The organism is Planobispora longispora (assembly GCF_016863135.1).
GTDB lineage: Bacteria > Actinomycetota > Actinomycetes > Streptosporangiales > Streptosporangiaceae > Planobispora > Planobispora longispora.
In genome coordinates this window covers 99,436-125,280 of record NZ_BOOH01000049.1, presented here as the reverse complement: position 1 = coordinate 125,280, position 25,845 = coordinate 99,436, and the positions used below count along the sequence as shown (strand labels likewise).

Here is a 25,845-nt window from a genome sequence, read left to right as displayed (position 1 = left end):
GAGGGTCCCGATCGCCGCCGACTATTGCTCTATGTAGTTAGACGATTGCCGAAAGTTGCCAAACACCCCCTTGGGACTGCATAAGAAATTTATTATGCTGAGGTGAGTTGGCAGATAGTCGTCGTCCCAGAAGTTCGCGACTGGCTTCATGAGCTCCGGAGGACCGATCGGCAGGCGCTTGGGCTGATTGCTGCGGCCTTGGACCGGGTCGCTGATGAAGGGCCAGGTCTTGGGCGGCCGCTGGTCGACACGCTTCGGGGATCCGCCCTCAGTAATCTCAAGGAGCTCAGACCTGGATCGCGTGGGCGAAGTGAGGTGCAAATGATCTTCGTCTTTGATCCCTGGCGTCAGGCGGTTTTCCTGGTTACCGGCGACAAGTCGGAAGATTGGGACGGTTGGTACGACAAGGCGATTAAGACTGCGGAAGAGCGCTTCGCCCGGCACATGGAAAGAAGGAATGATGAGTGACGAGAGCGTGACCTGGGAGGAACTGCGGGCCGAACTCATCCAGCCGGAGGACGAGCCTCAGGTTGCCGAATTTCGTGATGAACTGATCGCTCAGCAGCGGGCCTACCGGTTGGCCGAGGCGCGTAGGCAACTCGGTCTGCGTCAGGAGGACGTCGCGAAGGCGATGGGAGTCTCGCAGGCGCGAATCTCGCAGATCGAGAGCGGAGTGATCAGTGAGGTGGCCACCCTGGCGGCTTATGTGGCGGCCCTCGGGGGTCAGTTGAAGATCGTTGCTGACTTCGGGGAATCCATGATGCTCCTGGACGCCCCTCGTGGACGCCGTACGGGGTGACAGCACCACGCGTCGGCCCGGTCGCCCCGGCCCGCGCCGGCCGCCGGCGTCCACGCGGCCGGATGAGCCGCCCCGCCGCCCGGCGGACGGGCCGCCGCACCGGTCGGCCCTCCGGAGTCCCGTGCCGGTCCGGCGCAGGCGGGGCGGTGAACAGGGCAGCTGCGGCAAGATATCGCCCTATGTCGCCATTTGATGAGCTCGCCGGGTACGCCGCGGAGATCGCCCCCGTGATCGACGTCGTCCACGTCGGAGTGCACGCGGCGAGCGGGCGGCGAGTCCAGGAGCTCGTCACGAGGTCGGGCCTGGACGCCGGCCTCCTGATCGACCTGCGCTACGTGCTCCCCGTCCGGCCGCTGACCCGCGAGGGACTCGCCGCCGTCTACCGTTACGCCCCCGTCGACGAGGCATGGATCGCGGCGCAGATCGCACAGGGAATCCTGATCGAGGACCAGGTCCGGGACGGCGCCGCGCCCGGCGGCTCCGGCCCGCCGGCCACGCCCGGCGCATCCGGCGGGCGCGGAGTGCTCCGCGCCACGGACCGGGCCCTGGCGTTCATCGCGGAGCTGTACGGGATCCACGCGGCGGCGACCGCCGGGCTGTGGGCGGCCCACGCCGACCGGCTCCCGCTCCTGACCGGCCTCGCCGGACGCCTCCTGACCGCCGCGGCCCGCGGCGGCGGCCCGGCCTTCGCGCAGGTCTCCCCGCCCCACGAGCCGCCGGGGACCCCCGACGGGGTGCTGCTGTTCAACCGGCTGGCGGCACTGCGGCTGCACCGCGCCGACGCCCACGCCGCCGCCTGGAGCGGGGCGGGCCTCACCGCCGGGCAGATCGTCGCCATGCCCCCCGGACCCGACCGGGACGCGATCGAGGCCGAGACCAACCGCCGGGCGGCGGCGCCGTACGAGACCCTGACCGCCCGCGAACGCGAGACCTTCCTCGACGGCCTGCGCACCCTCCTCTGAGCCCTCCCGCCACGAGGCGCCCTGTTCCGTGGTCACCGGTGAGATGCCGAAGCTCGTCAGGTTGGTCGCCGAAGACTGGACGGTGCCGCGATAACCGTCTGCGGAACTCGCGCAGCGGCGTGACCCCGGCCCGCTCCCTCTCCTCGTCCAGCCGCCTGATCGCCTCCGCCGCCCACGGGCCGGTCATGCGGGGAGCGTGAGGGCCCGCCGGGCGACGGCCTGCCGTTCGGCCTCCTCCCGCTCCGCGGCCTCCTGCTCGGCCGCCGCGCGGACGTCGTAGGCGGCGCGGGCGGCGGCGATCTCGTTCTGGTGCTCCTCGGTCCAGGTCACCAGGGCGCGGATGGTGGCGTGCAGGGTGGAGCCGAGGGGGGTGAGCTCGTAGTCCACCCGGGGCGGGACGGTCGGGTGCACGGTGCGGCTCACCAGGCCGTCGCGCTCCAGCTGGCGCAGCGTCCGGGTGAGCATCCGCTGGCTGACCCCGTCTATCGTGCGGCGCAGCTCCGTGAAGCGCAGGCTGCGCCGGTCGAGGAGGGCGATGACCAGCAGCGACCACTTGTCGGCGATCCGGTCGAGGATCTGCCGGACCTCGCAGTCCTCCCGCGTGTCCCACTGGAGAACGTCATAGTCGTCGTCGGTATCCCCGCAGGAACCGAGGGACTTCGAAGTGCCGTCTTCCATGGTCATAAAGGGTGACTGAAGATGCTGTCGGTTACAAGAGGGAACCGGCAGGCATCTACGTAACCGGCCGGTTCGGTGTGCACCGAGAGGAGTCGGCTCATGTCACCATCGAGCGGCCGCATGGACGGGCGTGCCCGGGGAGTGTTGTTCGTGTTGTGCGGCGCGATCTTCCTGGAGGGGATCGACGTGGCGATGCTGAACGTGGCGCTGCCGTCGATCCGGGCCGATCTCGGCCTGTCCACGGGGATGCTCAGCGGCGTGGTCAGCGCCTACGTGCTCGGCTACGGCGGCTTCATGCTCCTGGGAGGACGCGCCGCCGACCTGCTGGGCCGCCGCCGGATGTTCCTGTCCTGGCTGGCCGTCTTCCTGGTCTTCTCCGGGCTGGGCGGGCTGGCCACCGAGGGCTGGATGCTGCTGGTCGCCCGGTTCGTCACCGGGGTCGCGGCGGCCTTCATGGCCCCCGCCGGGCTGGCGCTGATCACCGGCAACTTCCCCGAGGGCCCGCAGCGCGTCAGGGCGCTCGGCGTCTACGCGGCCACGGCGGCGGGCGGGTTCTCGCTCGGCCTGGTCGCCGGCGGCCTGCTGGCCTCGCTCGGCTGGCGCTGGGTGTTCTTCGCCCCAGTGATCCTCTCGGCGGTGATCCTGGCCGCCGCCGTGCCGCTCGTGCGGGACACGGGGGCGCCGGAGAGGACGGCGGGCGGCTTCGACCTGGCCGGCGCGTTCAGCGTCACCGGCGCGATGCTGCTGCTGGTGTACGGGGTGGTCCGGCTGGAGGACCCCGGCGCGGGCCGGGCCGGAACGGCGGGGGCGTTCGCCGCGGGTCTGGCGCTGCTGGCCGCCTTCGTGGTGATCGAGCGGCGGTCGGCCGGCCCGCTGGTACGGCTGGGCATCCTGCGCTCGGGACCCCTCGTGCGGACCAACGCGGCGGCGTTGCTGTTCATCGGCTCCTTCGCCGGATTCCAGTTCCTGGTCACCCTCTACCTGCAGGAACTGCGCGGCTGGAGCACGTTGCAGACGGGTCTGGCGATGCTGGTGGTCGGCGTCGACACGGTGCTGGCCCCGACCCTGACACCGCGGCTGGTGAACCGGTTCGGCAACGTCCGGGTGCTGCTGGGCGGGCTGGTTCTGGCGGTCCTGGCCTACGCGCTGTTCCTGCCCGTCGGGGCGGACTGGGCCTACGCCGCCATGCTCCCCACCATGGTCCTCCTGGGCCTGGCCTTCTCCCTGGCGTACGGCCCGCTGACCATGGCCGCCACCGAGGGCGTCGCGGAGCACGAGCACGGCCTGGCGGGCGGCCTGCTGTACACCGCGATCCAGTTCGGCACGGCCCTCGGCCTGTCGGCGGTGACCGCCGTCAACGTCGCGGTGCTGGGCGGGGGCGGCTCGGAGCTCCACGCGCTCCGCTCCGCCCTCGTCGTCCCGGTCGTGGCCGCGGTCCTCGGCGCGATCGTCGTCGCCTCCGGGCTCCGCACCCGCGGGACCGCCGGTCCCGTTCCTCCGGCGGAGCCCGTCTCCGTCAACGCCTCCGCCTGACGTGTGACGTCTGACGGCTGATTCCCGGCCCGGGGTCCGGTGGCGGGACCCGGGTCAGGACTCGGCGCCGAGGGAGATGGTCTCGGCGACCTCCGCGTGGCGCTCGGCCTCCTCGGCGGCGAAGCGTTCGGCGTCGAGCTTGTCGGCGATGTCCTCGTCCTGCCGCATCAGGGCGTCCAGGCTCTGGCCGGCCATGTCCAGCACGCCCATGTCGGCGTACGCCTGCTGGAGACGGGGGCTCCACAGGCCGATGTCCTTGACGCACGGGACGATGCGGCTGAACAGCAGGGAGCGGAACAACCGCAGGTACTCCGACTGGTCCACGGCCTCCATGGCCTGGGCGACCTCGGATTTGCTCAGGCCGATGGTCTCCCACGTCTCCCGGCCGCGCAGGCGGTCGCGCATGAGGTAGCAGCCCTCGATGACGAAGTCCTCGCGCTCGCGCAGCTCGCTCTCGCTGAGGTTGCTGTAGTAGTCGCGCAGCGCCATGCGGCCGAAGGCGACGTGGCGGGCCTCGTCCTGCATCACGTAGGCGAGGATCTGCTTGGGCAGCGGCTTGGTGGTGATGTCGCGCATCACGCCGAAGGCGGCCAGGGCCAGGCCCTCGATGAGCACCTGCATGCCCAGGTACGGCATGTCCCAGCGGGAGTCGCTCAGGGTGCTGTCCAGCAGCGCCTTGAGGTGCTCGTTGATGGGGTAGGCCAGGCCGACCTTCTCCTGCAGGAAGCGGGCGTAGGTCTCGGCGTGACGGGCCTCGTCCATCGTCTGGGTGGCGGCGTAGAACTTGGAGTCGAGGTCGGGGACGGACTCGACGATCCGGGCCGAGCAGATCATCGCGCCCTGCTCGCCGTGGAGGAACTGGGAGAACTGCCAGGCCGCGCTGTGCAGGCGCACGTCCTGGCGCTGCTTTTCGTCCATCCGGTCCCACAGCGGGGTGTCGTAGATGGCGATCGTGGTGTCGGGGATGCCGAGCACGTTGTACGGATCGACCTCAAGGTCCCAGTCGATGCGCTTGACGGAGTCCCACTGCTTGTCCTTGCCCTTCTGGTAGAGGGCGAGCATGCGGTCCCTGCCGTCGTCGTACTCCCAGGTGAACCGGGCTGCGCCCGCCGCCTCCACGTCCCACGTGGAGAGCTCGGCCGGGATCGTGTAGAGATCATGCGTCGACATTCGACCTCCAGAGACGTACACCGTACGTATGTCTGGAGCGTGGCACGTACGGTGTACGTCCGTCAATGGGCTGGGGGAGAATGGGGCCATGCCCGCAGAGCCGCTGTCCCGCCCGCGCATCGTCGCCGCAGCCATCGACCTGATCGAGCGCGAGGGCGCCGACGCGGTGTCGATGCGCAGGATCGCGGCCGACCTCGGCGTCGGCGTCATGTCGCTCTACAACCACGTGCCCAACAAGGCGGCGCTGCTGGACGCCGTGGCCGAGACGGTGCTGTCGGGGATCGAGTTCACCGACGACCCGGACGCCGACTGGACCGACCGGGTGCGCATGCAGGCGCGGGCGTTCCGGCAGATCGCCCACCACTATCCCCGGTGCACGATGGTGGTGGTCAGCCGCCAGCTCCAGTCGACCGCCGGTCTGCTCCCGGTGGAGCGGGCGCTCGCCACGCTGCGCAGCGCCGGCTTCGGCGGCGAGGAGGCGGTGCGCATCCTGCGGATGTTCATCGCCTACATCGTGGGCTCGCTGCTGCGGGAGGTCGGCGTCACCCCGACCTTCGCCCCGGTCCACAACACGCAGGCGGACTTCGAGAGGGTGGACCCGGCGCTGTTCCCCGAGATCAACGTCCTGGCGGCGGAGCTGAGCTCGTGCGACCACGAGGCGGAGTTCGAGTTCGGGATGGAGCTGCTCGTCCAGGCCATCGCCGTACGGCGCGAGCACGGCAACGAGCGCGAGAAGAAGTGACGAGCGCGGGAAGCCGGTGAGCACGGGAAGAAGTGACGAGCGCCGAAGGGGCGGGCGCGGGAAGCGGCTGAGCGCGGGAGAAGATCGGGGAAAGACGACGCCCGGGGCCGCGCGCGCGACCCCGGGCGTCCGCCGGTAGTGCTCCCTTCCCCTGGGCACTCCCGGCCGTCAGTACCGGTTCCTCTTCAGTACCTGTTCCTCATCAATACCAGTTCCTCGCCCGGAAATGGCCCCACGCGCCGCACGGTGACCCGTAGCGGCCCTTGATGTAGCGCAGACCCCACTGGATCTGCGTGGCGGGGTTGGACCGCCAGTCCGTGCCGCTGCCGCTCATCTTCGAGCCCGGCAGGGCCTGGGGGATGCCGTAGGCACCCGAGTAGCGGTTCTGCGCCCGGTGGTTCCAGTTGCTCTCCCTGGTCCAGAGATTGTCCAGGCAGCGGAACTGGTCGTCGGACCACGCCCGGCGGGAAACGAGGCGGAAGGCGATCGCCTTGTTCCTGCCCTTGGCGGTCTTCGCGCGCGGCCTGCTCCGAGGCTCGGCCTCGGTCGTCCACACCCCCCGGTGGATCCGGCGGGTGGAGGACCACACGCTCTGGTGGACCTTCTGGCCGGACCGCTCGTCCTGGACCGCCCCGGCGGGCTCTTCCCCAGCCCGCCCGGTGGACGCCTCGGCCTGGCCGGCCGCCGTGGACCCGGCCACGGTGGAGGCGGCGATCACGGTCACGACCGCGGTGCGCAGAACGCGGTTACTGCTCATCTCCGTCCTTCCGTAAGGCCGCGTGCGGGAGGCGGGCGAGGAACCGGCGGCTCGCGACGACCCGCGACGAGTGACAACGACTCGAAGCGACTCATGCGGCTCACGGTGACCATCGCCCGCTCGGCGGTCCCCCGTCCGTGGCTCGCACGTGGGATGCCCGCGTGGTCACGCCGGCCTGCTTCCGGCGCGACACCGCGGCGGTGTCTCTAGGCGGTTTGTAGTACGAGGCCGGGCCCGCCGAGGGCGGTTGCGACACGACAAGGGGAGCTGTTTACCGGATCTTCGCAATCGGGCGGCGGTTGTGGGGGGAGTCGCTGGCCGGGACGGACCCCGGGAGGCGGCCGGTCGGGAAAAAGATCGCCCCGTCATGGGGTTTGGATCGCGGATGCCCCGGTGGGCGGGAGTTCGGGCGGGTGCGCTCCGGCGTGCCGCCCGGCCGTCCGGAGCATCCGGGGGGCTTACTACTCTCTGCCCATGAGCATTCGTGACATCTCCCTGGAAACCCTCTCCGGCGCCCCCACCACCCTGGCCGAGCTCGCGGGCGACAGGTCCCTCCTCATCGTGAACGTGGCCTCCAAGTGCGGGCTCACCCCGCAGTACGCCGGTCTGGTCCGCCTCCAGCAGACCTACGGAGACCGCGGGTTCACCGTCGTCGGCGTCCCGTGCAACCAGTTCCTGGGCCAGGAGCCGGGCACCGCCGAGGAGATCCAGGAGTTCTGCGCGGTGAACTACGGCGTGGACTTCCCGCTGCTGGCCAAGACCGACGTCAACGGAGAGGGCCGCCACCCGCTCTACGCCGAGCTGACCGAGACCGCCGACGCCGCGGGCGCCGCGGGCGACGTGCAGTGGAACTTCGAGAAGTTCCTGGTCTCGCGGGACGGGGAGGTCCTGGGCCGGTTCCGCCCGAACGTCGAGCCCGAGGACCCCGCGCTCGTGGCGGCGATCGAGAAGTCTCTCTGACCGCTCCCGCCTGACATCCCGACACCCCCCGACACCTGCCGCCCGAGACCGCGGACCGGCCCCGCCCGGGCTACGGCGTGCGTCTCGGGCCGCAGCTTCCCCTGACGATCAGCTCGGTGGGCAGCAGCACGCCGCGCGGGCGGCGGGCGCCCGCGCGCAGCACCAGCTCGGCCGCCCGGTAGCCGATGTCCTGCGCGGGCTGGGCGATGACGGTCAGCGGGGGAGAGCACAACTCGGCCCAGGGCACGTCGTCGAACATGACCAGCGACAGGTCCTTGGGCACCCGCAGGTCCAGCTCCCGGGCGGCGAGCACGGCGGCCTCGCCCAGCTGGTTGCCCCCGGCCAGCACCGCCGTCAGGTCGGGACGGTGCTGGAAGAGGCCGGCCGCCGCGGCGTAGGCGGAGTCGCGGCTGCCCCGCGCGAAGACGATGAGCTCCTCGTCCAGCAGGGCGCCCACCGACTGCCGGAAGGCCGCCACCCGCTGTCCCTGCCCGGGGCCGCCGAGGTAGGCGATGCGGCGGTGGCCCAGCCCCGTCAGGTAGTCGACCGCGGTCCGCACCCCCGCCCTGTCGTCGGCGAGCACGGCGGGCACGTCGTCGCGCGCGGTGACCGGCCGGTGGGCGAACACCATGGTGAGCCCGGTGCGCAGGGTCGGCTCCCAGATCTCCGCGTTCCCGGCGGGGACCGCCACCACCCGCTCCACGCCCTGCTCCAGCAGCATGCCGATCTGCTCGGCCTCGCGCTCGGCGTCGTCGCCGGTCGTGCCCAGGACCACCGGCTCGCCCGCCGAGCGGGCGCAGGCCAGCACGCCGTCGGCCAGGCGGCCGTAGAAGCTGTCGGTGATGTCGGGGACCAGCAGCCCGATCCCGCCGGAGCGGCGCTGACGCAGGTTGCGCCCGAGGGCGCTGGGCCGGTAGTCGAGCTGGGTCGCGGCGTTCAGCACGCGCTCTCTCGTCTCCGGGCTGGCCGAGCCGCCGGACAGGACCCGCGAGACCGTGGCCACCCCGACCCCCGCCGCCTCGGCGACGTCCTTGATGGTTGTCCGTCGCACGTTCATGGAAACGATTCCATCATGATTTCCGTGGTCGTTCCAGCGCGGAGAGGTAACGGGAACCGGTGTGACAGGGGAAAACTTCAAGGAGTCTTGACACGGGTGACCGATTCAGGTGAGATGCATGAAAACGTATCCACTATCGGGTGAACGCGGGGTTGGCCCGAGGCGTTAAGGACTGTCCATGGCATCCATCGTTCTCAACAGCGTCGACAAGATTTACGCGGGCGGCGTGAAGGCAGTGAACGGCCTCAACCTTGAGATCAGGGACGGCGAGTTCATGGTGCTGGTCGGCCCGTCCGGCTGTGGCAAGTCCACCGCCCTGCGGATGATCGCCGGCCTTGAGGACATCAGCGGCGGTGAGATCCTCATCGGGGAGAAGGTGGTCAACCACCTGCCGCCGAAGGACCGCGACATCGCCATGGTCTTCCAGAACTACGCCCTCTACCCGCACATGACCGTCGAGGAGAACCTCGCCTTCGGTCTGAAGCTCCGCAAGATGCCGAAGGCCGAGATCTCCAAGCGCGTCGGCGAGGCCGCCAGGATGCTCGGCCTGGAGCAGTACCTCAAGCGCAAGCCGGCCGCCCTGTCCGGCGGTCAGCGCCAGCGTGTCGCGATGGGCCGCGCCATCGTGCGCGAGCCGCAGGCCTTCCTCATGGACGAGCCGCTGTCCAACCTGGACGCCAAGCTCCGCGTCTCCATGCGCGCCTCGCTCAACACGATGCACGAGCGCCTCGGCGTGACCACCGTCTACGTCACGCACGACCAGGTCGAGGCCATGACCCTCGGCGACCGCGTCTGCGTCCTGCGCGACGGCCTGCTCCAGCAGGTCGACACCCCGCAGAACCTCTTCGACAACCCGGTCAACCTGTTCGTCGCGGGCTTCATGGGCTCCCCGTCGATGAACTTCGTCAACGCCGAGCTGGTCCGCGGGGACGGCGGCGCGGCCGTCGCCTTCGCCGGCTACAAGCTGCCGGTGCCGGACGCGACCTTCGCCGAGAAGCCGGGCCTCGACCAGTTCATCGGCCGGCAGGTCATCCTGGGCATCCGCCCCTCCGACTTCGAGGACTCCGTGGCCGCCAACGGCCACGCCGGCGGCTGGGTCCGCCTGCCGGTCCGCGCCGAGGTCACCGAGGAGCTGGGCTCCGAGATCAACGTCCTGTTCCTGATCGACGCCCCGCCCGTCCAGCACCAGGACACCGTCGCCGCCGCCGACACCGGTGACGACGAGGACGCCACCCTCCCGCTGGTGGGCGACAAGTCGCTGTGGACCGCCCGGGTGAACTCCCGCAGCCACGTCCGCCCGGGCCAGAACATCGAGCTGGTCGTGGACACCCACAACCTGCACTTCTTCGACCCGACCTCCGGTCTGTCGATCGGCCACGCCGGCGCCCGCGTCTGACCATCCCCGCAAGACGACTGGACCCGCGCCACGACCCCCTCCCGTGGCGCGGGTCCTTTCGTGTGCCCGGAACGGTACGGCGCGGCCGCGCGGCCGCGCGGCCGCGCCGTACGGAAAGCTACGCCGTGCGGCGGGGTCGGCCGCGGCGCCTCAGCGGCGGCCGAGGCGGCGGGAGATCTGGCCGGTGAGGCCGCTGGGGAGCAGCCTGCCGACCGCGACGATGGCCTTGTAGCGCAGGTCCGGCACGCTCACCCACCTGCCGGCGGCCAGGTCGCGCATGGCCTCGGCGGCCACGTCGTCGGCCGACAGCCACAGGAAGCCGGGGATGCCGGAGGTGTCCATCGAGGCGCGGTCGTGGAACTCGGTGCGCACGAACCCCGGGCACAGCGCCATGACCCGGACCTTGCTCCCGGTCAGCTCGGCGGCCGTGGACTCGCTGAAGTTGACCACCCACGCCTTGGAGGCGCTGTAGGTGCCGCGGGTGAAGAACGCCGCCACCGAGGCCACGTTGATCACCGCGCCCCGGTCGCGCTCCTTCATCCCGGGCAGCGCGGCCAGCGTCAGCCGGAGCACCGCCTCGCAGTGCAGCTTCAGCATGCGCAGCTCGTCGGCGACGGGCACCGCGAGGAAGGCTCCGGGATGGCCGAAGCCCGCGTTGTTGACCAGCAGGTCGACGCCCCCGCGCAGCCGCTCCTCGACCGCGGTCAGGCCTTCTTCGGCGGTCAGGTCGGCGGGAAGCACCTCGACCTCCACCCCGTAGCGCAGGCGGAGCTCCTCGGCGGAGGAGGCGAGACGCTTCTCGTCGCGGGCGACGAGGACGAGGGAGAAACCGTCGGCGGCCAGGCGGCGGGCGAACGCGGCACCGATGCCGGCGGTCGCGCCTGTGATCAGTGCGGAAGGCATGACCGCAGTCTAGGACGTTTCCGGAACCTTCCCGCTGGCGGCCGGGTACAAGGGATCATCGAGAGTACGGTTTCACGATGGAGGATGAGGACTGTGCCGATCTCTTACCGGACCGGGGCGGGGGCGGCCCTGCTCTGCGCGGTGCTGGCGGCCTGCTCGGCGGGCGAGCCCGTCGCGACCGCCGAGCCCGCCACGCCCGGGGCCCGGCCCGCCACGAGCGCCGCCCCGGACACGGGCACGGCGACGCCGGCGCCGTCCGGGGACGCCCGGCCCAGGTTCACCGAGATCGCCCGGCTGGACATGCCGGTGGCGATGGCCCTGCGTCCCGGTGACGACACGCTCTACGTCGCCGAGCAGAGCGGCCGGCTGCGGGCGATCACCGGCGGGAAGGTCGCCGAGGAGCCCGTCGTGAACCTCTCGGCCGAGATCAGCCGGGGCAACGAGCAGGGACTCCTGGGGGTGGCGTTCCATCCGGAGGAGGACTTCCTCTACCTGAACTGGACCGACCGCGAGGGGCACAGCCACGTCACCGAGTGGGCCTTCGACGGGCGGAAGGCGACCGGCCGCAGGGACGTGCTCACCCAGCGGCAGCCGTACTCCAATCACAACGGGGGGCAGCTCGCCTTCGGGCCGGACGGCCACCTCTACATCGCGCTGGGCGACGGCGGCAGCGGGGGAGACCCGCAGGGCAACGGGCAGAACCTGGACACCTGGCTGGGGAAGATCCTCAGGATCGATCCGCGCGGCAAGCCGTACACCGTTCCCGAGGACAACCCGTTCGTGGACCGGAAGGGCGCGAAACCCGAAATATGGTCCTACGGCCTGCGCAATCCCTGGCGCTTCACGTTCGACCGCCGGACCGGTGACATGTGGATCGGCGACGTCGGCCAGAACGCCTGGGAGGAGGTCGACTTCGAGCCCGCGGGCGAGGGAGGGCGCAACTACGGCTGGAACCTCCGGGAGGGCCGCCACCCGTTCCGGGGAGAGGCCCCCAAGGGGGAGACGGTCGACCCGGTCATCGAGTACCCCCTGGGCACGGGCGGCAACTGCTCGGTGATCGCGGGATACGTCTACCGGGGCACGAAGCTCCCCGGCCTGGCAGGCCGGTTCGTCTACGGCGACTTCTGCGCGGGCTGGGTGAAGGCGACCCCCGCCGACCAGCCCGGCGAGGGGCGCGACCTGGGCAGGATCGAGCAGCTGTCGTCCTTCGGCGAGGACCACGGCGGCGAGCTCTACGCGCTCAGCCTGGCCGGCCCCGTCTACCGCCTGGAGGCCGCCCCCTAGTCCTCCCCGTCCCGGCCGGATCGGGCGATCAGATCCTCGACCTGCCCGTTGAGCTGGGCCCCGCGCGGCCAGCCCGCGTAGTGGGTGAGGAAGACGACGATCTCCCGGAGCTCGCGGGGGGTGAGCTCCGCGGTCCGCAGGGCGGCGTCGAGCTGCACCTGCAGGGCGTCGTCCATGCCCTGGCCGACGAGCAGGCCGAGCAGGAGCAGCCTCCGGTCCCGCCCGGACAGTCCGTCGCGGGACCAGACCTCGGCGAACAGATGCTCGATCGTCATCGAGAAGAAGTCGCCGCCGGAGCCGGGCCCGCCGTCGGCGTCGCGGCCGGCGGCCTGCTTCGTGATCTCCAGGCCGCGGGTCCGCCGGCCGGGATCGGTCTCGTCCGAATGCTGGTCCATGGGGCAACTCCGGGTCCGTCGGCAGGCCGGGGCGGGACGGGCGTGACGTCCCCCGCGCCATCGAAGATCACACAAATGGGGTTGCGTCCACGTTGCCCGGCCGTCCACGTTGCCCGGCCGTCCACGTTGCCCGGCCGCGCCGGGGTCTCCCGACGGAGGCTTTCATCCACGGCGGGCGGCGGCTCGATTGGTTCACTGGACGGCTCTGATGTTCTGTAACGAACAGAGTCAATGTAACGCCAAAATTCGGTGAAGATTTCTCCGATGATCATGAGGTGGAGCGGGAGAGATGCCGAAAAGTGGGGCATAAGTTCCCCATTGGCCTGTAAAGCGGAGGTCCAGCCCTGGTGAGAAGATCGAGGGCAATGTTCACCGCGGCGGTGGTGCTCACCGCCGGCATGACCGCTGGAACGGCCGGGTGCGGGAGCCCGGAGTTCACCTACGTCAATCTCAACGACGGCCAGACCTACTTCAAGCTACCGACCTCTTGGCGGCAGATCGACGAGAAGGCGTTGCACGCCTTCTTCGAATCGGGCGACTCCGAATCTGCGACGGCCCAGATCCTCAGGCAGCGCACCGCGCTGGCCGCCTACGACGCCCACGCCGAACCCTCCGTCCTCCACTTCTACGGGCTCGGCGCCGCGGACGAGCCGTTCGTCCTCGTCCGGACCATGATCCTGCTCCCGTCCGAACGTGACGCGATCTCCCTGAACTCGCTGCGCGACTTCTTCATGCCCTTCACGGCGGCCAAGCGACAGCAGGCCGCACAGCTCCCGAACTATCCGATGAAGAAGTTCGAGCCGCTCATCGACGAGGTCGTCCAGCCCGGCGACGGGGTGCGCGGGATCCACGTGCGGTTCAACTACGAGGTCCGGGGGGCCGGCATCCACACCTTCGACGTCACCTCCTACCTGGCCGCCGACGGCCAGCGGGTCTCCATGATGCTGATCCGCTGCTCGGCGGCCTGCTACCGGAAGCGCGCGCAGGAGTTCGACAAGATCTCGCAGTCCTTCACGATCAAGCGCCCCATCGGGTGAGGAGAGCCCGGATATGAAGCCATCCTCGTCGACCTCGCACGTCGAGGGCCTCCGCCCGCCGGGCACCGGCCCGAACGACCCGCACCCCCTGACGCGCAAGCGCATGCCGATGTGGGACCGGATCAAGTTCCTCCTCATCCTGACGATCATCTACTTCGTGCTCGTCTGGAACCAGATGGCCTCCTACGAGGGCATCATGAGCTTCCAGGACGCGATGATCGTCACCGCGCGCGAGACCACCTGGATCTTCTGGTTGCTGGGGATCGAGACCCTGCGGCAGGTCCACTTCCTCATCAGTGAACGCTCCGCCGGGTACCACGGCTTCTGGACCCGCCGGGTGTTCGGCGGGTTCGAGGGCTGGAACCACCGCCGCTTCTCCGACTGGAACCGCTTCCGCATCGCCCGCCTGCTCAAGTGGCTGTTCTGGATCGCGGTCCTCGCCCTGGTACTCGGCCAGATCCTGGACACCTCGCCCGCCCTCGCGCTGTTCCAGGCCCCGGCGCTGCTGTGGTCGGTGCTGCCCTACGCCGCGCAGCTGGCGTTCGCGTTCTTCTTCATCATCTTCCAGTTCGTCGGCCTGTTCTGGTTCCTGTCGCGCGGCGGCGTCGAGACCTACTTCCCCGACGACATCAAGACCCGCTTCACCGACGTCTGGGGCCAGGACCACGTGGTCGAGCGGGTCAAGGAGAACATCGTCTTCCTGGAGAAGCCGGACGCCATCGAGGAGCGCGGCGGCTACGTGCCCAGCGGCCTGCTGCTGTGGGGACCGCCCGGCACCGGCAAGACCCTGATGGCCGAGGCGGTCGCGGGAGAGACCGGCAAGCCGTACGTCTTCGTGGATCCCGGCGCGTTCGTCAACATGTTCATGGGCATCGGCATCCTGAAGGTGAAGTCGCTGTTCCGCAAGCTGCGCAAGCTCGCGCTGCGCTACGGCGGCGTCATCGTCTTCTTCGACGAGGCCGACTCCCTCGGCCGCCGCGGCGCGCTGGCGCAGCAGGGGCCCCGCGGCGGGCAGCCCGGGTTCTCCGCGAAGGCCGGGCACGCCGGGCACCTCGACCAGCTCGGCGGCTGCCACGGCTTCACCTACCTGTCGGAGGACGCGCGCTCACTCCTCGCCGGCAAGGCGGGCAACGAACGGCCGGACCCCACGCGCAACCGCTTCTTCATGGGCGGCAACATGGGCGGCGGCGGCGATCCCGGCACCCTGCAGGCGCTGCTCACCGAGCTGTCCGGCCTGAAGAAGCCGCGCGGCCTGGTCAACCGCTACGTGCGCAGGCTGTTCGGCATGCAGCCCAAGCCGCCGCCCAAGTACCGGATCCTGGTCATGATGGCCACCAACATGCCCAACGCGCTGGACGAGGCGCTGCTGCGGCCCGGCCGCATCGACCGCATCTACAAGGTGGGCTACCCGTCCAAGGCGGGCCGGGTGCGCACCTACCGCGGCTACTTCGACAAGGTCCGGCACGAACTGACCGAGGAGCAGCTGGACAAGCTGGCCACGATCACCCCCTACGCCACCGGGGCCACGATCAAGGACCTGGTGAACGAGTCGCTGATCACCGCGATCCGCGACGGCCGGGAGGTCATCACCTGGTCCGACGTGATGCACGCCAAGCGGCTCAAGCAGCTCGGCCCGCCCGAGGACGTGGAGTACATCGAGCGGGAGCGGCACGCGGTGGCCGTGCACGAGGCCTGCCACGCGGTGGCCGCCTACCGCACCCGCTTCCACTTGGAGATCGACGTCGCCACGATCGAGAAGGGCGCCGACTATCTCGGCATGGTGGCCAGCATCAAGCCCGAGGACCAGTTCACCCGCTGGAAGTCCGAGCACGAGGCCGACATCACGGTCTCACTCGCCTCGCTGGCCGGAGAGCGGATGTTCTTCGCCGGGGACAACTCCTCCGGCGTCTCCGGTGACCTGTTCTCGGCCACGTACCTCACCGCGCTGATGGAGGCGCACTGGGGCATGGGCCGCGGTGTCACCTCCCTGCCGGCCCTGCAGGAGCTGGAGATCTCGGGCGGCAAGTCGATGCCCGGCGGCGGTCACGGGACTCCTCCGCCGCGGGGCGGCAGACAGGCGAGCGTGCCCGACGTGCTCGGCGAGCGGATCGAGTACAACCTGGTGCGCCTGCTGAAGGAGACGGAGGACCTCCTGGAGGAGAACCGGCGGGAGGTGCTCTGCCTGGCCCACGCGCTGGAGACGCACAAGACGCTCAACGGCGACGACGTGGTCGCGGTCCTGGAGCGACGCCCGGGACCGCTGGTCGACGGCTCGATCTACGCCTCGGACGAGTTCTACGCCGAGATCGAGGCCTACCACCTGGAAGCCGCCCGGGCGCACCGGGAGCACAACCGGGTGGAGCACGGGCTGCCCGTCCCGGCGACCGCCCTCCGGCTGGAGCCGGCCGCGGTCATCCAGGGCACGGTGGTGACCGGCAACGGGCACGGCGCGCCGGCCACCCTCGAAACCGCCGCGCTCGGACCGGCGGTGGAAGTGGGGCCGGAATTCGTGTCCTGGGAGAAGAAGGAGGCCTCGCCGCTCCATCCGGCGTCCCCGGCCGGCGAGACGATCGGGCCCGACCCCTTCGGGATCTCCCCGTCCCCGCGGCGGGGGCCGCGCAGGATCGTGCGGTCCGTCCTGACGGTCGCCGCCAGCCTGGCCGCGCTCGCCGCGTTCACTCTCCTGGGCGCGTACGCGCTCACCGGAGAGCAGCTGACGGCGGCCCGGACGGCGGGCGCGCCGCCCGGATCCAGCCCGCTGCTGGGGGTGTTCGTCGCCGCGGTGGCGGTCGCCCTCGTGGCGGGGATCGCCTACGCGGTCGTCCGGGGCGCTCAGGCCGCCCGGTCCAGGGCCGAGGGGCAGCGGGACCGCGCGGTGGAACGAGCCCAGCTGCTGGCCGCGGCGATGGACCCGGAGATCGCCATGCGGCTGCTGGGGTACCGCGGTACGGAGGGCGGTGAAGAGTCCGGGAGCGGGAGAAGTTGAGGGATTGCGCCCTTTGGCGGAACGAGCCGCTCTGATTTTGATAGAAAAGTTCACCGTGAGTGAGTGCGCCGTCTCGGAACGCGACCTCCAGTGGAGTTCGCCCGCCAGGAGTGAGGCCGGACATGGTGACCGGGCAGCAGATCGTTCCGCCCCGCTCGACGGTGACTCTGCGAGGGGTGCCCGAGTCGGTGGCGGTGGCCCGGCACCGCGCCATGGAGCTGCTGGGTGAGGGCCACCCGGCCTTCGAGGACGTGGTCCTGCTCGTCAGCGAGGTCGTCACCAACTCGGTGGTCCACTCCGGGTCGGCCGGCGGCGGCCGGGTGGCGATGACCCTGGCGGTGGAGGCCGGAACCGTGACGGTGGAGGTGCGCGACGCCGGATCCGCCGATTCCGTGCCGCGGGTGCGCATCGCGCCGGACGAGGAGGGCGGCCGGGGGATGTTCCTGGTCGACCTGCTCGCCGCCCGCTGGGGGGTCAGGCAGGACGGCTCGCGCGGACCGCGGACGGTCTGGTTCCAGATCGCCTTCTGAGAGGTACGGCCCCGCGGCCCGGATGATCGGGAGGGTGCGACGCCGGAGTGAACCGGGAGGCGGCCGGCCCGGAGGATGACGGTCTGCGACGCCGGGTGGGATTCAGGTGGAAATTTGGGCCTTTCCCTATCCACTGGTGTAGCTGACTCTCGGTTCAGGCGTGTGAAAACCCCCCGAGAACGCGCCTGAGGAGGACCCGGTGAGACACCGTCTGATCGTCGGAATCGCCGCCCTGGCGCTGTTGTGTCTGGGCATGACCGGGGTGGACGCCTCGGCCGAGCCACCGCCCAACAGCCAGTACACGGTCGAGGGTCCCAGCGACTCCCGGCAGCGCAGCGCGGTCGCGGCCACGGGCGCCGCGATCGACCAGGTGGACCCCGCCTCGATCGTGGTCACCGCCACGGAGGCCGAGGTCGCCGCCATCAAGAAGCTGGGCTACAAGGTCACGAAGATCGACAGATCGTTATCCCCCGAAGCCCGCGCCTTCGACTTCCCGCCGGCCGACTCCGGCTACCACAACTACGCGGAGATGAACGCCGAGATCAACGCGCTGGTCGCGGCCCATCCGACCATCATGAGCCAGTCCAACTACGGCACGTCCCACGAGGGCAGGCAGCTCCGCCTGATCAAGATCAGCGACAACGTCGGGGTCGACGAGAACGAGCCCGAGGTGCTGTTCACCCACCACCAGCACGCCCGTGAGCACCTGACGGTCGAGATGGCGCTGTACATCATGCGCCTGATGACCGACAACTACGGCAGCGACAGCCGCATCACGAACCTGGTGAACAGCCGCGAGATCTGGATCATGCCGGACATGAACCCGGACGGCGGCGAGTACGACATCGCCACGGGCTCCTACCGCTCCTGGCGCAAGAACCGCCAGCCCAACGCGGGCTCGTCCGCCGTGGGCACCGACATGAACCGCAACTGGGCCTACAACTGGGGCTGCTGCGGCGGCTCCTCCGGATCCGCCTCCAGCGACACCTACCGCGGCCCGTCGGCGGAGTCGACGCCCGAGGTCCGGGCCGCCGCCAACTGGGTGCGCAGCCGGGTGATCGGCGGCGTGCAGCAGCTCAAGTCGCACATCGACTGGCACACCTACAGCGAGCTGATCCTGTGGCCGTACGGCTACACCTTCAACGACACCGCGCCCGGCCTGACCCAGGACGACCGGGACGCCCACGCCACCCTCGGCCAGAACATGGCCTCCACCAACGGCTACACCCCGGAGCAGGCCAGCGACCTGTACATCACGGACGGGACCATCGACGACTGGATGTGGGGCGCCCACAAGATCTTCAGCTTCACGTTCGAGATGTACCCGACGGGCTCCAGCCCCGGCTTCTACCCGCCCGACGAGCAGATCGGCCCGCAGACCACCCGCAACCGGGAGGCGGTGCTGCGCTTCCTGGAGTACTCCGACTGCGTCTACCGGATCATCGGCAAGGAGGCGCAGTACTGCGGGACCGGCACGCCGCCGGTGACGGTCTACTCCGACACCTTCGAGACGGCCACCGGCTGGACGGTCAACGCCTCGGGCACCGACACCGCGACCACCGGGCAGTGGGAGCGCGGTGACCCCGAGGCCACCACCTCCAGCGGGGCCAAGCAGCTCGGCACCACCGTCAGCGGCGTCAACGACCTGGTCACCGGCCGTCTGGCGGGCTCCTCGGCGGGCGCCTACGACATCGACGGCGGCGTCACCAGCATCCAGTCGCCGGCGATCACCCTGCCGTCGAGCGGGACGCTGACCCTGTCGCTGTCGTGGTACCTGGCGCACGGCTCCAACGCCTCCAGCGCCGACTACTTCCGCGTGCGGGTCGTCGGCGCCACCACCTCGACGGTCCTCAACCAGGCCGGCGCGGCGACCAACCGCAACGGCTCCTGGGCGACGGCCACGGCGAACATCTCCGCCTTCGCCGGGCAGAGCGTCCGGATCGTGATCGACGCGGCCGACGCCTCCGGAGCCTCGCTGGTCGAGGCCGGGGTGGACGACGTGAAGATCACACAGCAGCCCTGATCCGCCGAGCGGTACGGCCGCCGCATGGCCGGCGGCCGTACCGCCGCCTCACACCCGGCAGATCAGCTCGCCGTGGAGCAGGGACAACCAGCCGTCCTCCTCGGCGGCCCAGGCCCGCCATCCCGCCGAGATGCGGTGCAGGTCCTCCTCGGCGGCGGCGCCCGAGTCGAGGGCCTGGCGGGCCATGTCGGACTTCAGGATCCGCTCGGCCCACAGGCCGCCCCACCACCGCCGGTCCTCGGGCGTCGCGAAACACCAGGTCGAGGAGGTCGCCGTGATGTCGGTGAAACCCGCCGCGCGGGCCCAGGAGAGCAGCCGCCGCCCGGCGTCGGGCTCGCCGCCGTTGGCGCGGGCGACCTTCTGGTAGAGGGCCATCCACTCGTCCAGCTCGGGCCGCGCCGGGAACCAGGTGAAGGCGGCGTAGTCGCTGTCGCGCACCGCGATGATCCCGCCCGGCCGGCAGACCCGCCGCATCTCGCGCAGCGCCAGGACCGGGTCGCCCACGTGCTGCAGCACCTGGTGGGCGTGGACGACGTCGAAGGAGCCGTCGGGGAAGTCCAGCGCGTGCACGTCGGCGACGGCGAAGGCGACGTTGGCCAGGCCGCGCCGGTCGGCCTCGGCGCGGGCCAGGCCGAGGGCCTCCTCGGTGATCTCGACCGCGGTGACCGTCCCCGGGGCGATCCGGTCCGCCAGGTCCGCGGTGATGGTGCCGGGACCGCAGCCCACGTCCAGCAGCGACATCCCGGCCTCCAGGTACGGCAGGAGGTGGCCCGCGGAGTTCTCCGCGGTGCGCCAGCGGTGGGAGCGCAGGACGGACTCATGGTGGCCGTGGGTGTATACGGCGTCTTTCGGTGTCACGGGGCCACTCCTCAAGATCGGGTGGATCCACCGTAACAGCAGTCTCATCAAATGAGAGTATTTGTCTTAAAATATGAGAATTACGCAATCCATACGTCTCTGTACTTGTTGTCACGGTGAACGGCGCACAGACTCGAACCATCGTCGGTGTCACCGATGGAGGTGGTTCGCGTGCGCGAGGAACTCAGCGTCCGCGAGACATGGCCGCTGGAGTGCCTGCACTGCAGGCATGAATGGCAGGAGGAGTACACCGTCCGCCGCATGACCGACGGACACGGCCACGACGTCGTGGTCTGGATGAGGGGAGAGGTCCCGGTCCAGCCGCCCTGGGCGGGGACGAACTGCCCCGGCTGCGACATGGACACGGTGAGCGTCTTCCCCCAGGGGGAGTACGCGCGGCGGCGCGCGCCCGCCTCGGCGGACTTCGCCAGCCCGCCCGTGGAGCAGCTGTACTCGCCCGTCCAGCCCCGCCCGTCGATCCCGCTCTACTGACGCGGCCGTGCGGGACCGCGCCGCAGCACGCGGTCCCGCACGGGCCGGGGCCGTCCCCTGCGGGACGCCCCCTGTGAGCGTGCCGCGATCATGGTGAGGGGAACCCCGGGGAACGGCAAAGATCAGATCCGGTAGTCCAGATCGGGGACGATCTCGGCCACGTCCATCTGCGCCTTCTGCAGGCGGCCGGAGTAGTCCCAGTTCATCGCCTGCCAGCGGGTGAACTGGTCGAGCACCCACATCCCCGACTGGCGGCTGCCGTTGCCCGACTTGCCGTTCCCGCCGAACGGCAGGTGCGCCTCGGCCCCCGAGGTGGAGTTGTTGACGCTGACCATGCCCGCGCCGATGCCCGCGCGGAACCGGAAGGCGGCCTTGGGATCGGTGGTGTAGATCGAGGACGACAGGCCGTACCCCGGCAGGTTGGCCAGCTCGACGGCCTCCTCCAGGGTGGTGAACGAGGTCACGCCCACGATCGGCCCGAAGGTCTCCTCCATGAACAACCGGTCCCCGGCGCGCACGCCGTCCACGACCACCGGGTGGTAGTACAGGCCGCCCGCGCCGTCGAAGCCGCCCCGCGGGTTGTCCGCCGTGATCCGGCCGGTCGGGCCCGACACGACCGTGTGATGGGGCTCGATCCAGCCGAGGTACTCCTCGTAGCGCTCGGCGAACTTGTGGTCGAGCAGCGGCCCGCAGAGCACCTCGCCCGCCGGGTCGCCGATCGCCGCGTCGGCCACGGCGCGCGTGTAGCGGGCGACGAACTCGTCGTGGACGCTCTCGTGCACGATCACGGTCCCCAGCGAGGTGCAGCGCTGCCCCGCCGTGCCGAACCCGGCGAACAGCGCGCCCTCCACCGCCAGGTCCAGGTCGGCGTCCGGCAGGACCACCATCGGGTTCTTGCCGCCGAGCTCCAGGCACGCCGACTGCAGGTGCCGCCCGCACAGCTCGCCGATCTTCCTGCCGACCGCGCTGGAACCGGTGAACCCGACCTTGTGCACCGTGCCCTCGCCCAGCGCCGTCTCCAGCCCGGCGTAGGTCGCCTCACCGTCGGCGAGCACCAGGTTGAGCACCCCCTCGGGCAGCCCCGCCGCCGCGAACAGCCGGTAGAGCGCGTGCGCGGACGCCGCGGCGTACTCGGCGGGCTTCCACACCACCGCGTTGCCGCACAGCAGCGCCGGGACGAGGTACCACGACGGCACCGCGACCGGGAAGTTCCCCGCCGTGATCACCGCCGCCACGCCCACCGGGACCCGGAAGGTGAACAGGTTCTTGTCCGGCATCTCCGACGGGACGGTCTGCCCGTACAGCCGCCGCCCCTCGCCCAGGAAGAAGTCGCACGTGTCGACGATCTCCCGCACCTCGCCCAGGGCCTCGGCGTACGGCTTGCCGATCTCCCGCGTGACCAGCCGGGCCAGCGCCTCGGCGTTGGCCTCCACCAGCCGCCCGATCGACGCGATCACCCGCCCCCGCACCGGCGCGGGGACCTGCGCCCAGTCCCGCTGCGCGGCGGCGGCCGTACGGCAGGCGGAGGAGAACGTGTCCGCGTCGGCCAGCCGCACCCGCGCGACGACCTCGTCCACGCGGGACGGGTTGATCGAATCGTAGACGGCGCCGCCGGACGCGTCCTTCCCGCCGATGACGGAGACGATCTCGAGGGTCATCGTTGACCTCCTTGATTAGGGCGTTGTAACCGCATTCTCTCCGCCCGCCGGGAAACCGTCACACCTCCCGCCGTCACCGCCTTCGGCGTGTTCGGGGCGGGGCGGGGCGGTCCGGGTCAGGCCGGGGGGACGCCGGATTCGTCGCGGCCGTCGTCGATGAGGTCGCTGAGCAGGGCGACGACGGAGTCCGCGAGGCCGGGCAGCGTGCCGTCGCCGGGCGCCGGGCCGTTCTCGAACGCCCGCTGGACGGTGCGCGCCAGCAGGTCCGCCCGCCGCTCCAGGCCCTCGGCGGGGACGCCGTCGTCGGCCCGCAGGAAGCCCTCGAACGTCGCCTGATAGGCGTAGCCGAGCTCGTCGGCGTCCATGTCGTCGCGGAGCAGGCCGTGCTCGGTGAGCAGGCGGAAATAGTCGCGGGCCATCGCGCGGTGCCGGCCGTCGAGGGCGGCGCCGCGGGAGGCGGCCAGCTTGCCCAGCAGGCCGGGATCGGCCAGGAGGAACCCGCGCAGCAGCGGCCGCCTGGTGATGGCCAGGAAATAGGCGCGCGCGAAGCGGTGCAGCAGGCACCCGCGCGGATCCTGTCGCAGCGCCTGCCGCAGCTCGTCGAGCGCGTAGCGGACCTCGCGCTCGAAGACCGCGCCGAACAACTGCTCGCGGGTCTTCCAGTGCAGGTAGACGGTGCCCTTGCCGATGTTCGCCCCGGCGGCCACGTCGTCGATGGTCACCCGCCGGTAGCCGTGGCGCGCCAGCAGATCGGCGGCCACGTCGAGGATCAGCCGGGCGCGTTCGGCCCGCCCCCGCGCGTCCCGGACCCGTTCGGTGCTGGCGCTCACCGGAGAACCGTATGACCGGATGTGAGTTTCGGTCAACTCACTCTCTGCTTGTTGACTGATTTTCAAATTTAGTCATATGTTCCTAAGGGTTCCCAACGACAGGAGCGCGTCATGAACATCACGAGCAGACCGACCGTGCTGATCTCCGGGGCCGGCGTCGCCGGGTCCACGCTGGCCTACTGGCTGGCCCGGCACGGGTTCCGCACCACCGTCGTCGAGCACTCGGCCGGGCCGCGCTCCGGCGGCAACCCGGTGGACGTCCGCGGCCCGGCCGTCCGGGTGGCCGAGCGGATGGGCGTCATGGGGCGACTGCGTGAGGCCGCCACGTCCGTGACGGCGATGAGTTTCGTCGACGGCTCCGGCCGTGAGGTCGGCCGGGTCGACATGCGGGCCCTGCGGCGGGCGAGCGGCAGCGGCGAGGTGGAGGTGACGCGCTCCGATCTGGCGAGGATCCTGTACGAGGCGAGCCGGGACACCGCCGAGTTCCTGTTCGGCGACACCATGACCGCGCTCAGCCAGGATGGCGACGGCGTGCACGTCACCTTCGAGAAGGCGGCTCCGCGCCGGTTCGACCTGGTCATCGGGGCCGACGGGCTGCACTCGGCGACCCGCCGGCTGGCCTTCGGGCCCGAGGAGCGGTTCGTGCGCCACATGGGCCTGTACGTCGCGACGATGCCGCTGAGCGGCCCGGCCGGGAACGGGCACGACGTCGTCCTGCACAACGCCCCGGGCCGGATGGTCTCCCTCCATCCCGTCCACGGCCGCGCGCTGGCGGCGTTCGTCTTCCGCAGCCCCGCCGTGGAGGGTTTCGACCACCGCGACATCGCCCGGCACCGGCGGATCCTGGCCGACGCCTACACCGGCGGCGGCTGGCGCGTGCCCGAACTGCTGGACCTGGCGCGCACCGCCGAGGACCTGTGGTTCGACTCCGTCAGCCAGGTGCGGATCGACCGCTGGAGCAACGGCCGCGTCGCGCTCCTGGGCGACGCCGCCTCATCGGTGTCGCTGTTCGGCGACGGATCCACCCTGGCCATCGCCGGAGCCCACACGCTCGCCCGGGAACTGGCGGCCACCCCCGCCGACCCCGTCTCCGCCTTCACCCGGTACGAGACCGGGCACCGCGCCTTGGTCGACCCCCGGCAGGGCAGCATCGCGACAGCCGCCGCGCTGATGGTCCCCGCGACCCGCGCCGCCATCACGGCCAGGAACCTGGCGACGCGGCTCTGGCCCGCCGTCGCCGCCGCCGGATGGCTGCGCGGGCGGCTCGGCCCGCGTCGGGAGCCCGTGCGGGCAGCCGCCGGATAGACAGCCGGCCTCCACGCCACCGCGTTGCCGCGGACCGGCCGGGGGCGGGGGACGAGGGCGGCGTCTACTGCGGGGACCGGCCGCCGCCGTTGTCCTCCGACAACTCCCGGGTACGGCGCAGCAGAGCCTCCCGGACCTCGTCCGGGGACAGGACTCGCAGCGGGGTGCCCAGGCCGAGGAGGTACCGGGCGAGCTCGTCGGCGTCGTTGGCGCCGATTTCGACGATGGTGGCATCGGGCCCGTCCGGGTGGTGGGCGCCGATCGTCGGCGGGATCAGCCGCAGGGCCCGGTCCATGGGGTGGGGGAGCCGGACCCTCCCGTAGAGGGGGTACACGACGCTCGCGATGCCCCGGGAGACCAGGAGGGCCGGGTCGGGCGGGTCGAGGAGTTCGACCGGCCGTCCGGTCGGCTGCACGTTCACCACCCGGTCGGCCCGGAACGTCCGCCACTGGTCTCTGGCCACGTCCCGGGCGACGAAATACCAGCGCAGGCCCGTGTGCACCAGGCGGTAGGGGTCGACGTCGCGGACACTCGCCCTGCCCGCATGGTCGCGGTAGGACAGACGGGCGCGCTCACCGCGGCGGCAGGCGGCGGCCAGCTCCAGCAGCACGCCGGGGGGGATCTGAGGCCCCTCGGGCCGGGGAGTGTGGACGAAGGTGGCGTCCATCTCACCCAGCCGGTCCGCGATCCGAGGCGGCAGGACCTGCCGCAGTTTCAGCAGCGCCGACAGCGCGGCCTGGTCGCTGCCGAGGACGCCGCTGAGCGCGGCCTCGCGCAGCGCCACGGCCACGGCGAGCGCCTCCTCGTCGTCGAGGATCAGCGGCGGCACCCGGGTGCCGCCGCCGAGGCGGTAACCGCCCCAGGGCCCGGGGTCGGACTCGATGCAGTAGCCGAGTTCCCGCAGCCGGGCGACGTCCCGCCGGACCGTGCGGTCGGTGACCGCCATCCGCTCGGCCAGCTCGCGGCAGGTCCAGGTCGGCCGGGTCGACAGCAGCGAGACCAGTCGCAGCAGGCGGGCGGAGGTGCTGATCACACTCTGAAGTGTCCCCGATGACCAGGACCGGAACTGTCCTGGTCCCGTCATAGCGTCTTCCCATGAGCACCGAACCCGTATCCGCGCCCGCCGTCCGCTTGCTGTCCATCGACTTCGACTGCCCGGACCCCGTCGAGCTGTCCCGCTTCTACGGCGAGGCTCTCGGCCTGCCCGTCGTCTACTCCAGCGACGACTTCGTCCTGCTCGGCCGCGACGGTTCACCGGGACTGGGTTTCATCCGGGTCGCCGACTACCGGCCTCCGACCTGGCCCGACCCCTCCCATGGCAAGCAGGCGCACATGGAACTGGGCGTCGACGACCTGGAGGCGGCTCAGGCACGGATGCTGGCCCTGGGCGCCACCGAGCCCCCGGCCCAACCGCATCCCGAGGAGCGGAGGGTCCTGCTGGACCCCGCCGGCCACCCGTTCTGCATCTCCACGCAGAACTGAACGTCATC

The 25,845-nt window shown here is 70.9% G+C and carries 25 protein-coding genes; 15 read left to right on the top strand and 10 right to left on the bottom strand.

What is annotated here, in order from left to right; genetic code table 11:
• Positions 1-102 precede the first annotated feature (102 nt).
• The 3 genes from Plo01_RS29755 (at position 103) to Plo01_RS29745 (ending at position 1,761) form a co-directional block, all read left to right on the top strand.
• Entirely contained in the window at positions 103-468 is a 366-nt protein-coding gene (locus tag Plo01_RS29755; protein WP_203894034.1) for a type II toxin-antitoxin system RelE/ParE family toxin, read from the top strand.
• Complete coding sequence (locus Plo01_RS29750; RefSeq protein WP_203894033.1) at positions 461-799, top strand: helix-turn-helix domain-containing protein; 339 nt, start codon at positions 461-463, stop codon at positions 797-799. The genes Plo01_RS29755 and Plo01_RS29750 overlap by 8 nt, the downstream gene beginning before the upstream one ends.
• A gap of 179 nt (positions 800-978) precedes the next feature.
• On the top strand, positions 979-1,761 hold the full coding sequence (locus Plo01_RS29745; RefSeq protein WP_203894032.1) for a hypothetical protein: 783 nt from the start codon (positions 979-981) through the stop codon (positions 1,759-1,761).
• A gap of 183 nt (positions 1,762-1,944) precedes the next feature.
• On the opposite strand, the gene Plo01_RS29740 is transcribed toward Plo01_RS29745, so the two are convergent.
• Positions 1,945-2,439, bottom strand: coding sequence for a winged helix-turn-helix transcriptional regulator (locus Plo01_RS29740; protein WP_203894031.1), 495 nt, complete (start codon positions 2,437-2,439; stop codon positions 1,945-1,947).
• Positions 2,440-2,538: 99 nt separating this feature from the next.
• Here Plo01_RS29740 and Plo01_RS29735 point away from each other — a divergent pair, with 99 nt between their 5' ends.
• Positions 2,539-3,972, top strand: coding sequence for an MFS transporter (locus Plo01_RS29735; RefSeq protein WP_203894030.1), 1,434 nt, complete (start codon positions 2,539-2,541; stop codon positions 3,970-3,972).
• Between the two features lie 54 nt (positions 3,973-4,026).
• Here Plo01_RS29735 and Plo01_RS29730 read toward each other — a convergent pair whose 3' ends face one another.
• Positions 4,027-5,142, bottom strand: a complete 1,116-nt coding sequence (locus Plo01_RS29730) for a ferritin-like domain-containing protein (protein ID WP_203894029.1) — start codon at positions 5,140-5,142, stop codon at positions 4,027-4,029.
• Between the two features lie 88 nt (positions 5,143-5,230).
• Here Plo01_RS29730 and Plo01_RS29725 point away from each other — a divergent pair, with 88 nt between their 5' ends.
• Positions 5,231-5,884: a TetR/AcrR family transcriptional regulator gene (locus Plo01_RS29725; protein ID WP_203894028.1), complete on the top strand. Its 654-nt coding sequence runs from the start codon at positions 5,231-5,233 to the stop codon at positions 5,882-5,884.
• 202 nt (positions 5,885-6,086) lie between these two features.
• On the opposite strand, the gene Plo01_RS29720 is transcribed toward Plo01_RS29725, so the two are convergent.
• On the bottom strand, positions 6,087-6,641 hold the full coding sequence (locus Plo01_RS29720) for an aggregation-promoting factor C-terminal-like domain-containing protein (protein WP_203894027.1): 555 nt from the start codon (positions 6,639-6,641) through the stop codon (positions 6,087-6,089).
• Between the two features lie 474 nt (positions 6,642-7,115).
• On the opposite strand from Plo01_RS29720, the gene Plo01_RS29715 reads away from it, so the two are divergent.
• The gene (locus tag Plo01_RS29715; RefSeq protein WP_203894026.1) at positions 7,116-7,601 is read left to right on the top strand and encodes a glutathione peroxidase; all 486 of its coding nucleotides are present in this window, start codon (positions 7,116-7,118) and stop codon (positions 7,599-7,601) included.
• 70 nt (positions 7,602-7,671) lie between these two features.
• Here Plo01_RS29715 and Plo01_RS29710 read toward each other — a convergent pair whose 3' ends face one another.
• A complete protein-coding gene (locus tag Plo01_RS29710) occupies positions 7,672-8,658 on the bottom strand; it encodes a LacI family DNA-binding transcriptional regulator (protein ID WP_203894025.1) in 987 nt (328 codons plus the stop codon).
• A 178-nt stretch (positions 8,659-8,836) separates the two neighbouring features.
• Between Plo01_RS29710 and Plo01_RS29705 the strand changes: the two genes are divergently transcribed.
• Positions 8,837-10,054, top strand: a complete 1,218-nt coding sequence (locus Plo01_RS29705; protein ID WP_203894024.1) for an ABC transporter ATP-binding protein — start codon at positions 8,837-8,839, stop codon at positions 10,052-10,054.
• 150 nt (positions 10,055-10,204) lie between these two features.
• Here the strand turns inward: Plo01_RS29705 and Plo01_RS29700 are convergent, their stop codons facing one another.
• A complete protein-coding gene (locus Plo01_RS29700) occupies positions 10,205-10,957 on the bottom strand; it encodes an SDR family NAD(P)-dependent oxidoreductase (RefSeq protein WP_203894023.1) in 753 nt (250 codons plus the stop codon).
• Between the two features lie 93 nt (positions 10,958-11,050).
• On the opposite strand from Plo01_RS29700, the gene Plo01_RS29695 reads away from it, so the two are divergent.
• Entirely contained in the window at positions 11,051-12,241 is a 1,191-nt protein-coding gene (locus Plo01_RS29695) for a PQQ-dependent sugar dehydrogenase (protein WP_203894022.1), read from the top strand.
• Here the strand turns inward: Plo01_RS29695 and Plo01_RS29690 are convergent.
• On the bottom strand, positions 12,238-12,636 hold the full coding sequence (locus Plo01_RS29690; RefSeq protein ID WP_203894021.1) for a carboxymuconolactone decarboxylase family protein: 399 nt from the start codon (positions 12,634-12,636) through the stop codon (positions 12,238-12,240). The genes Plo01_RS29695 and Plo01_RS29690 overlap by 4 nt on opposite strands.
• Before the next feature lie 365 nt (positions 12,637-13,001).
• Here Plo01_RS29690 and Plo01_RS29685 point away from each other — a divergent pair, with 365 nt between their 5' ends.
• The 4 genes from Plo01_RS29685 (at position 13,002) to Plo01_RS29670 (ending at position 19,212) form a co-directional block, all read left to right on the top strand.
• Positions 13,002-13,673, top strand: a complete 672-nt coding sequence (locus Plo01_RS29685; RefSeq protein WP_203894020.1) for a hypothetical protein — start codon at positions 13,002-13,004, stop codon at positions 13,671-13,673.
• A 13-nt stretch (positions 13,674-13,686) separates the two neighbouring features.
• Positions 13,687-16,659, top strand: a complete 2,973-nt coding sequence (locus Plo01_RS29680) for an AAA family ATPase (RefSeq protein WP_203894019.1) — start codon at positions 13,687-13,689, stop codon at positions 16,657-16,659.
• 122 nt (positions 16,660-16,781) lie between these two features.
• Entirely contained in the window at positions 16,782-17,189 is a 408-nt protein-coding gene (locus Plo01_RS29675) for an ATP-binding protein (protein ID WP_203894018.1), read from the top strand.
• Positions 17,190-17,388: 199 nt separating this feature from the next.
• On the top strand, positions 17,389-19,212 hold the full coding sequence (locus tag Plo01_RS29670; protein WP_203894017.1) for a M14 family metallopeptidase: 1,824 nt from the start codon (positions 17,389-17,391) through the stop codon (positions 19,210-19,212).
• A gap of 48 nt (positions 19,213-19,260) precedes the next feature.
• On the opposite strand, the gene Plo01_RS29665 is transcribed toward Plo01_RS29670, so the two are convergent.
• The gene (locus tag Plo01_RS29665) at positions 19,261-20,070 is read right to left on the bottom strand and encodes a class I SAM-dependent methyltransferase (RefSeq protein ID WP_239317314.1); all 810 of its coding nucleotides are present in this window, start codon (positions 20,068-20,070) and stop codon (positions 19,261-19,263) included.
• A gap of 171 nt (positions 20,071-20,241) precedes the next feature.
• Between Plo01_RS29665 and Plo01_RS29660 the strand changes: the two genes are divergently transcribed.
• Positions 20,242-20,562: a hypothetical protein gene (locus tag Plo01_RS29660; RefSeq protein WP_203894015.1), complete on the top strand. Its 321-nt coding sequence runs from the start codon at positions 20,242-20,244 to the stop codon at positions 20,560-20,562.
• A gap of 122 nt (positions 20,563-20,684) precedes the next feature.
• Here Plo01_RS29660 and Plo01_RS29655 read toward each other — a convergent pair whose 3' ends face one another.
• Both Plo01_RS29655 and Plo01_RS29650 read right to left on the bottom strand, forming a co-directional pair.
• Positions 20,685-22,220, bottom strand: a complete 1,536-nt coding sequence (locus Plo01_RS29655; RefSeq protein WP_203894014.1) for an aldehyde dehydrogenase family protein — start codon at positions 22,218-22,220, stop codon at positions 20,685-20,687.
• Positions 22,221-22,336: 116 nt separating this feature from the next.
• Positions 22,337-23,050 carry a TetR/AcrR family transcriptional regulator gene (locus tag Plo01_RS29650; protein ID WP_203894013.1) on the bottom strand — a complete coding sequence of 238 codons (714 nt, stop codon included), beginning with the start codon at positions 23,048-23,050 and terminating at the stop codon, positions 22,337-22,339.
• 111 nt (positions 23,051-23,161) lie between these two features.
• Here Plo01_RS29650 and Plo01_RS29645 point away from each other — a divergent pair, with 111 nt between their 5' ends.
• The gene (locus Plo01_RS29645) at positions 23,162-24,355 is read left to right on the top strand and encodes an FAD-dependent monooxygenase (RefSeq protein WP_203894012.1); all 1,194 of its coding nucleotides are present in this window, start codon (positions 23,162-23,164) and stop codon (positions 24,353-24,355) included.
• 64 nt (positions 24,356-24,419) lie between these two features.
• On the opposite strand, the gene Plo01_RS29640 is transcribed toward Plo01_RS29645, so the two are convergent.
• Positions 24,420-25,388, bottom strand: a complete 969-nt coding sequence (locus Plo01_RS29640) for a helix-turn-helix transcriptional regulator (RefSeq protein WP_203894011.1) — start codon at positions 25,386-25,388, stop codon at positions 24,420-24,422.
• A 62-nt stretch (positions 25,389-25,450) separates the two neighbouring features.
• Between Plo01_RS29640 and Plo01_RS29635 the strand changes: the two genes are divergently transcribed.
• Positions 25,451-25,837 (top strand): VOC family protein, encoded by a 387-nt coding sequence (locus tag Plo01_RS29635; RefSeq protein WP_203894010.1) that lies wholly within the window; start codon positions 25,451-25,453, stop codon positions 25,835-25,837.
• The last annotated feature ends 8 nt before the right edge of the window (positions 25,838-25,845 follow it).

Coding starts and splice junctions, on each gene's coding strand:
- Plo01_RS29720 (WP_203894027.1), bottom strand. CDS start 6,641: ATGAGCAGTAACCGCGTTCTGCGCACCGCGGTCGTGACCGTGATCGCC.
- Plo01_RS29655 (WP_203894014.1), bottom strand. CDS start 22,220: ATGACCCTCGAGATCGTCTCCGTCATCGGCGGGAAGGACGCGTCCGGC.
- Plo01_RS29690 (WP_203894021.1), bottom strand. CDS start 12,636: ATGGACCAGCATTCGGACGAGACCGATCCCGGCCGGCGGACCCGCGGC.
- Plo01_RS29725 (WP_203894028.1), top strand. CDS start 5,231: ATGCCCGCAGAGCCGCTGTCCCGCCCGCGCATCGTCGCCGCAGCCATC.
- Plo01_RS29675 (WP_203894018.1), top strand. CDS start 16,782: ATGGTGACCGGGCAGCAGATCGTTCCGCCCCGCTCGACGGTGACTCTG.
- Plo01_RS29730 (WP_203894029.1), bottom strand. CDS start 5,142: ATGTCGACGCATGATCTCTACACGATCCCGGCCGAGCTCTCCACGTGG.
- Plo01_RS29750 (WP_203894033.1), top strand. CDS start 461: ATGAGTGACGAGAGCGTGACCTGGGAGGAACTGCGGGCCGAACTCATC.
- Plo01_RS29735 (WP_203894030.1), top strand. CDS start 2,539: ATGTCACCATCGAGCGGCCGCATGGACGGGCGTGCCCGGGGAGTGTTG.
- Plo01_RS29645 (WP_203894012.1), top strand. CDS start 23,162: ATGAACATCACGAGCAGACCGACCGTGCTGATCTCCGGGGCCGGCGTC.
- Plo01_RS29635 (WP_203894010.1), top strand. CDS start 25,451: ATGAGCACCGAACCCGTATCCGCGCCCGCCGTCCGCTTGCTGTCCATC.
- Plo01_RS29745 (WP_203894032.1), top strand. CDS start 979: ATGTCGCCATTTGATGAGCTCGCCGGGTACGCCGCGGAGATCGCCCCC.
- Plo01_RS29685 (WP_203894020.1), top strand. CDS start 13,002: ATGTTCACCGCGGCGGTGGTGCTCACCGCCGGCATGACCGCTGGAACG.
- Plo01_RS29680 (WP_203894019.1), top strand. CDS start 13,687: ATGAAGCCATCCTCGTCGACCTCGCACGTCGAGGGCCTCCGCCCGCCG.
- Plo01_RS29700 (WP_203894023.1), bottom strand. CDS start 10,957: ATGCCTTCCGCACTGATCACAGGCGCGACCGCCGGCATCGGTGCCGCG.
- Plo01_RS29740 (WP_203894031.1), bottom strand. CDS start 2,439: ATGGAAGACGGCACTTCGAAGTCCCTCGGTTCCTGCGGGGATACCGAC.
- Plo01_RS29710 (WP_203894025.1), bottom strand. CDS start 8,658: ATGAACGTGCGACGGACAACCATCAAGGACGTCGCCGAGGCGGCGGGG.
- Plo01_RS29705 (WP_203894024.1), top strand. CDS start 8,837: ATGGCATCCATCGTTCTCAACAGCGTCGACAAGATTTACGCGGGCGGC.
- Plo01_RS29715 (WP_203894026.1), top strand. CDS start 7,116: ATGAGCATTCGTGACATCTCCCTGGAAACCCTCTCCGGCGCCCCCACC.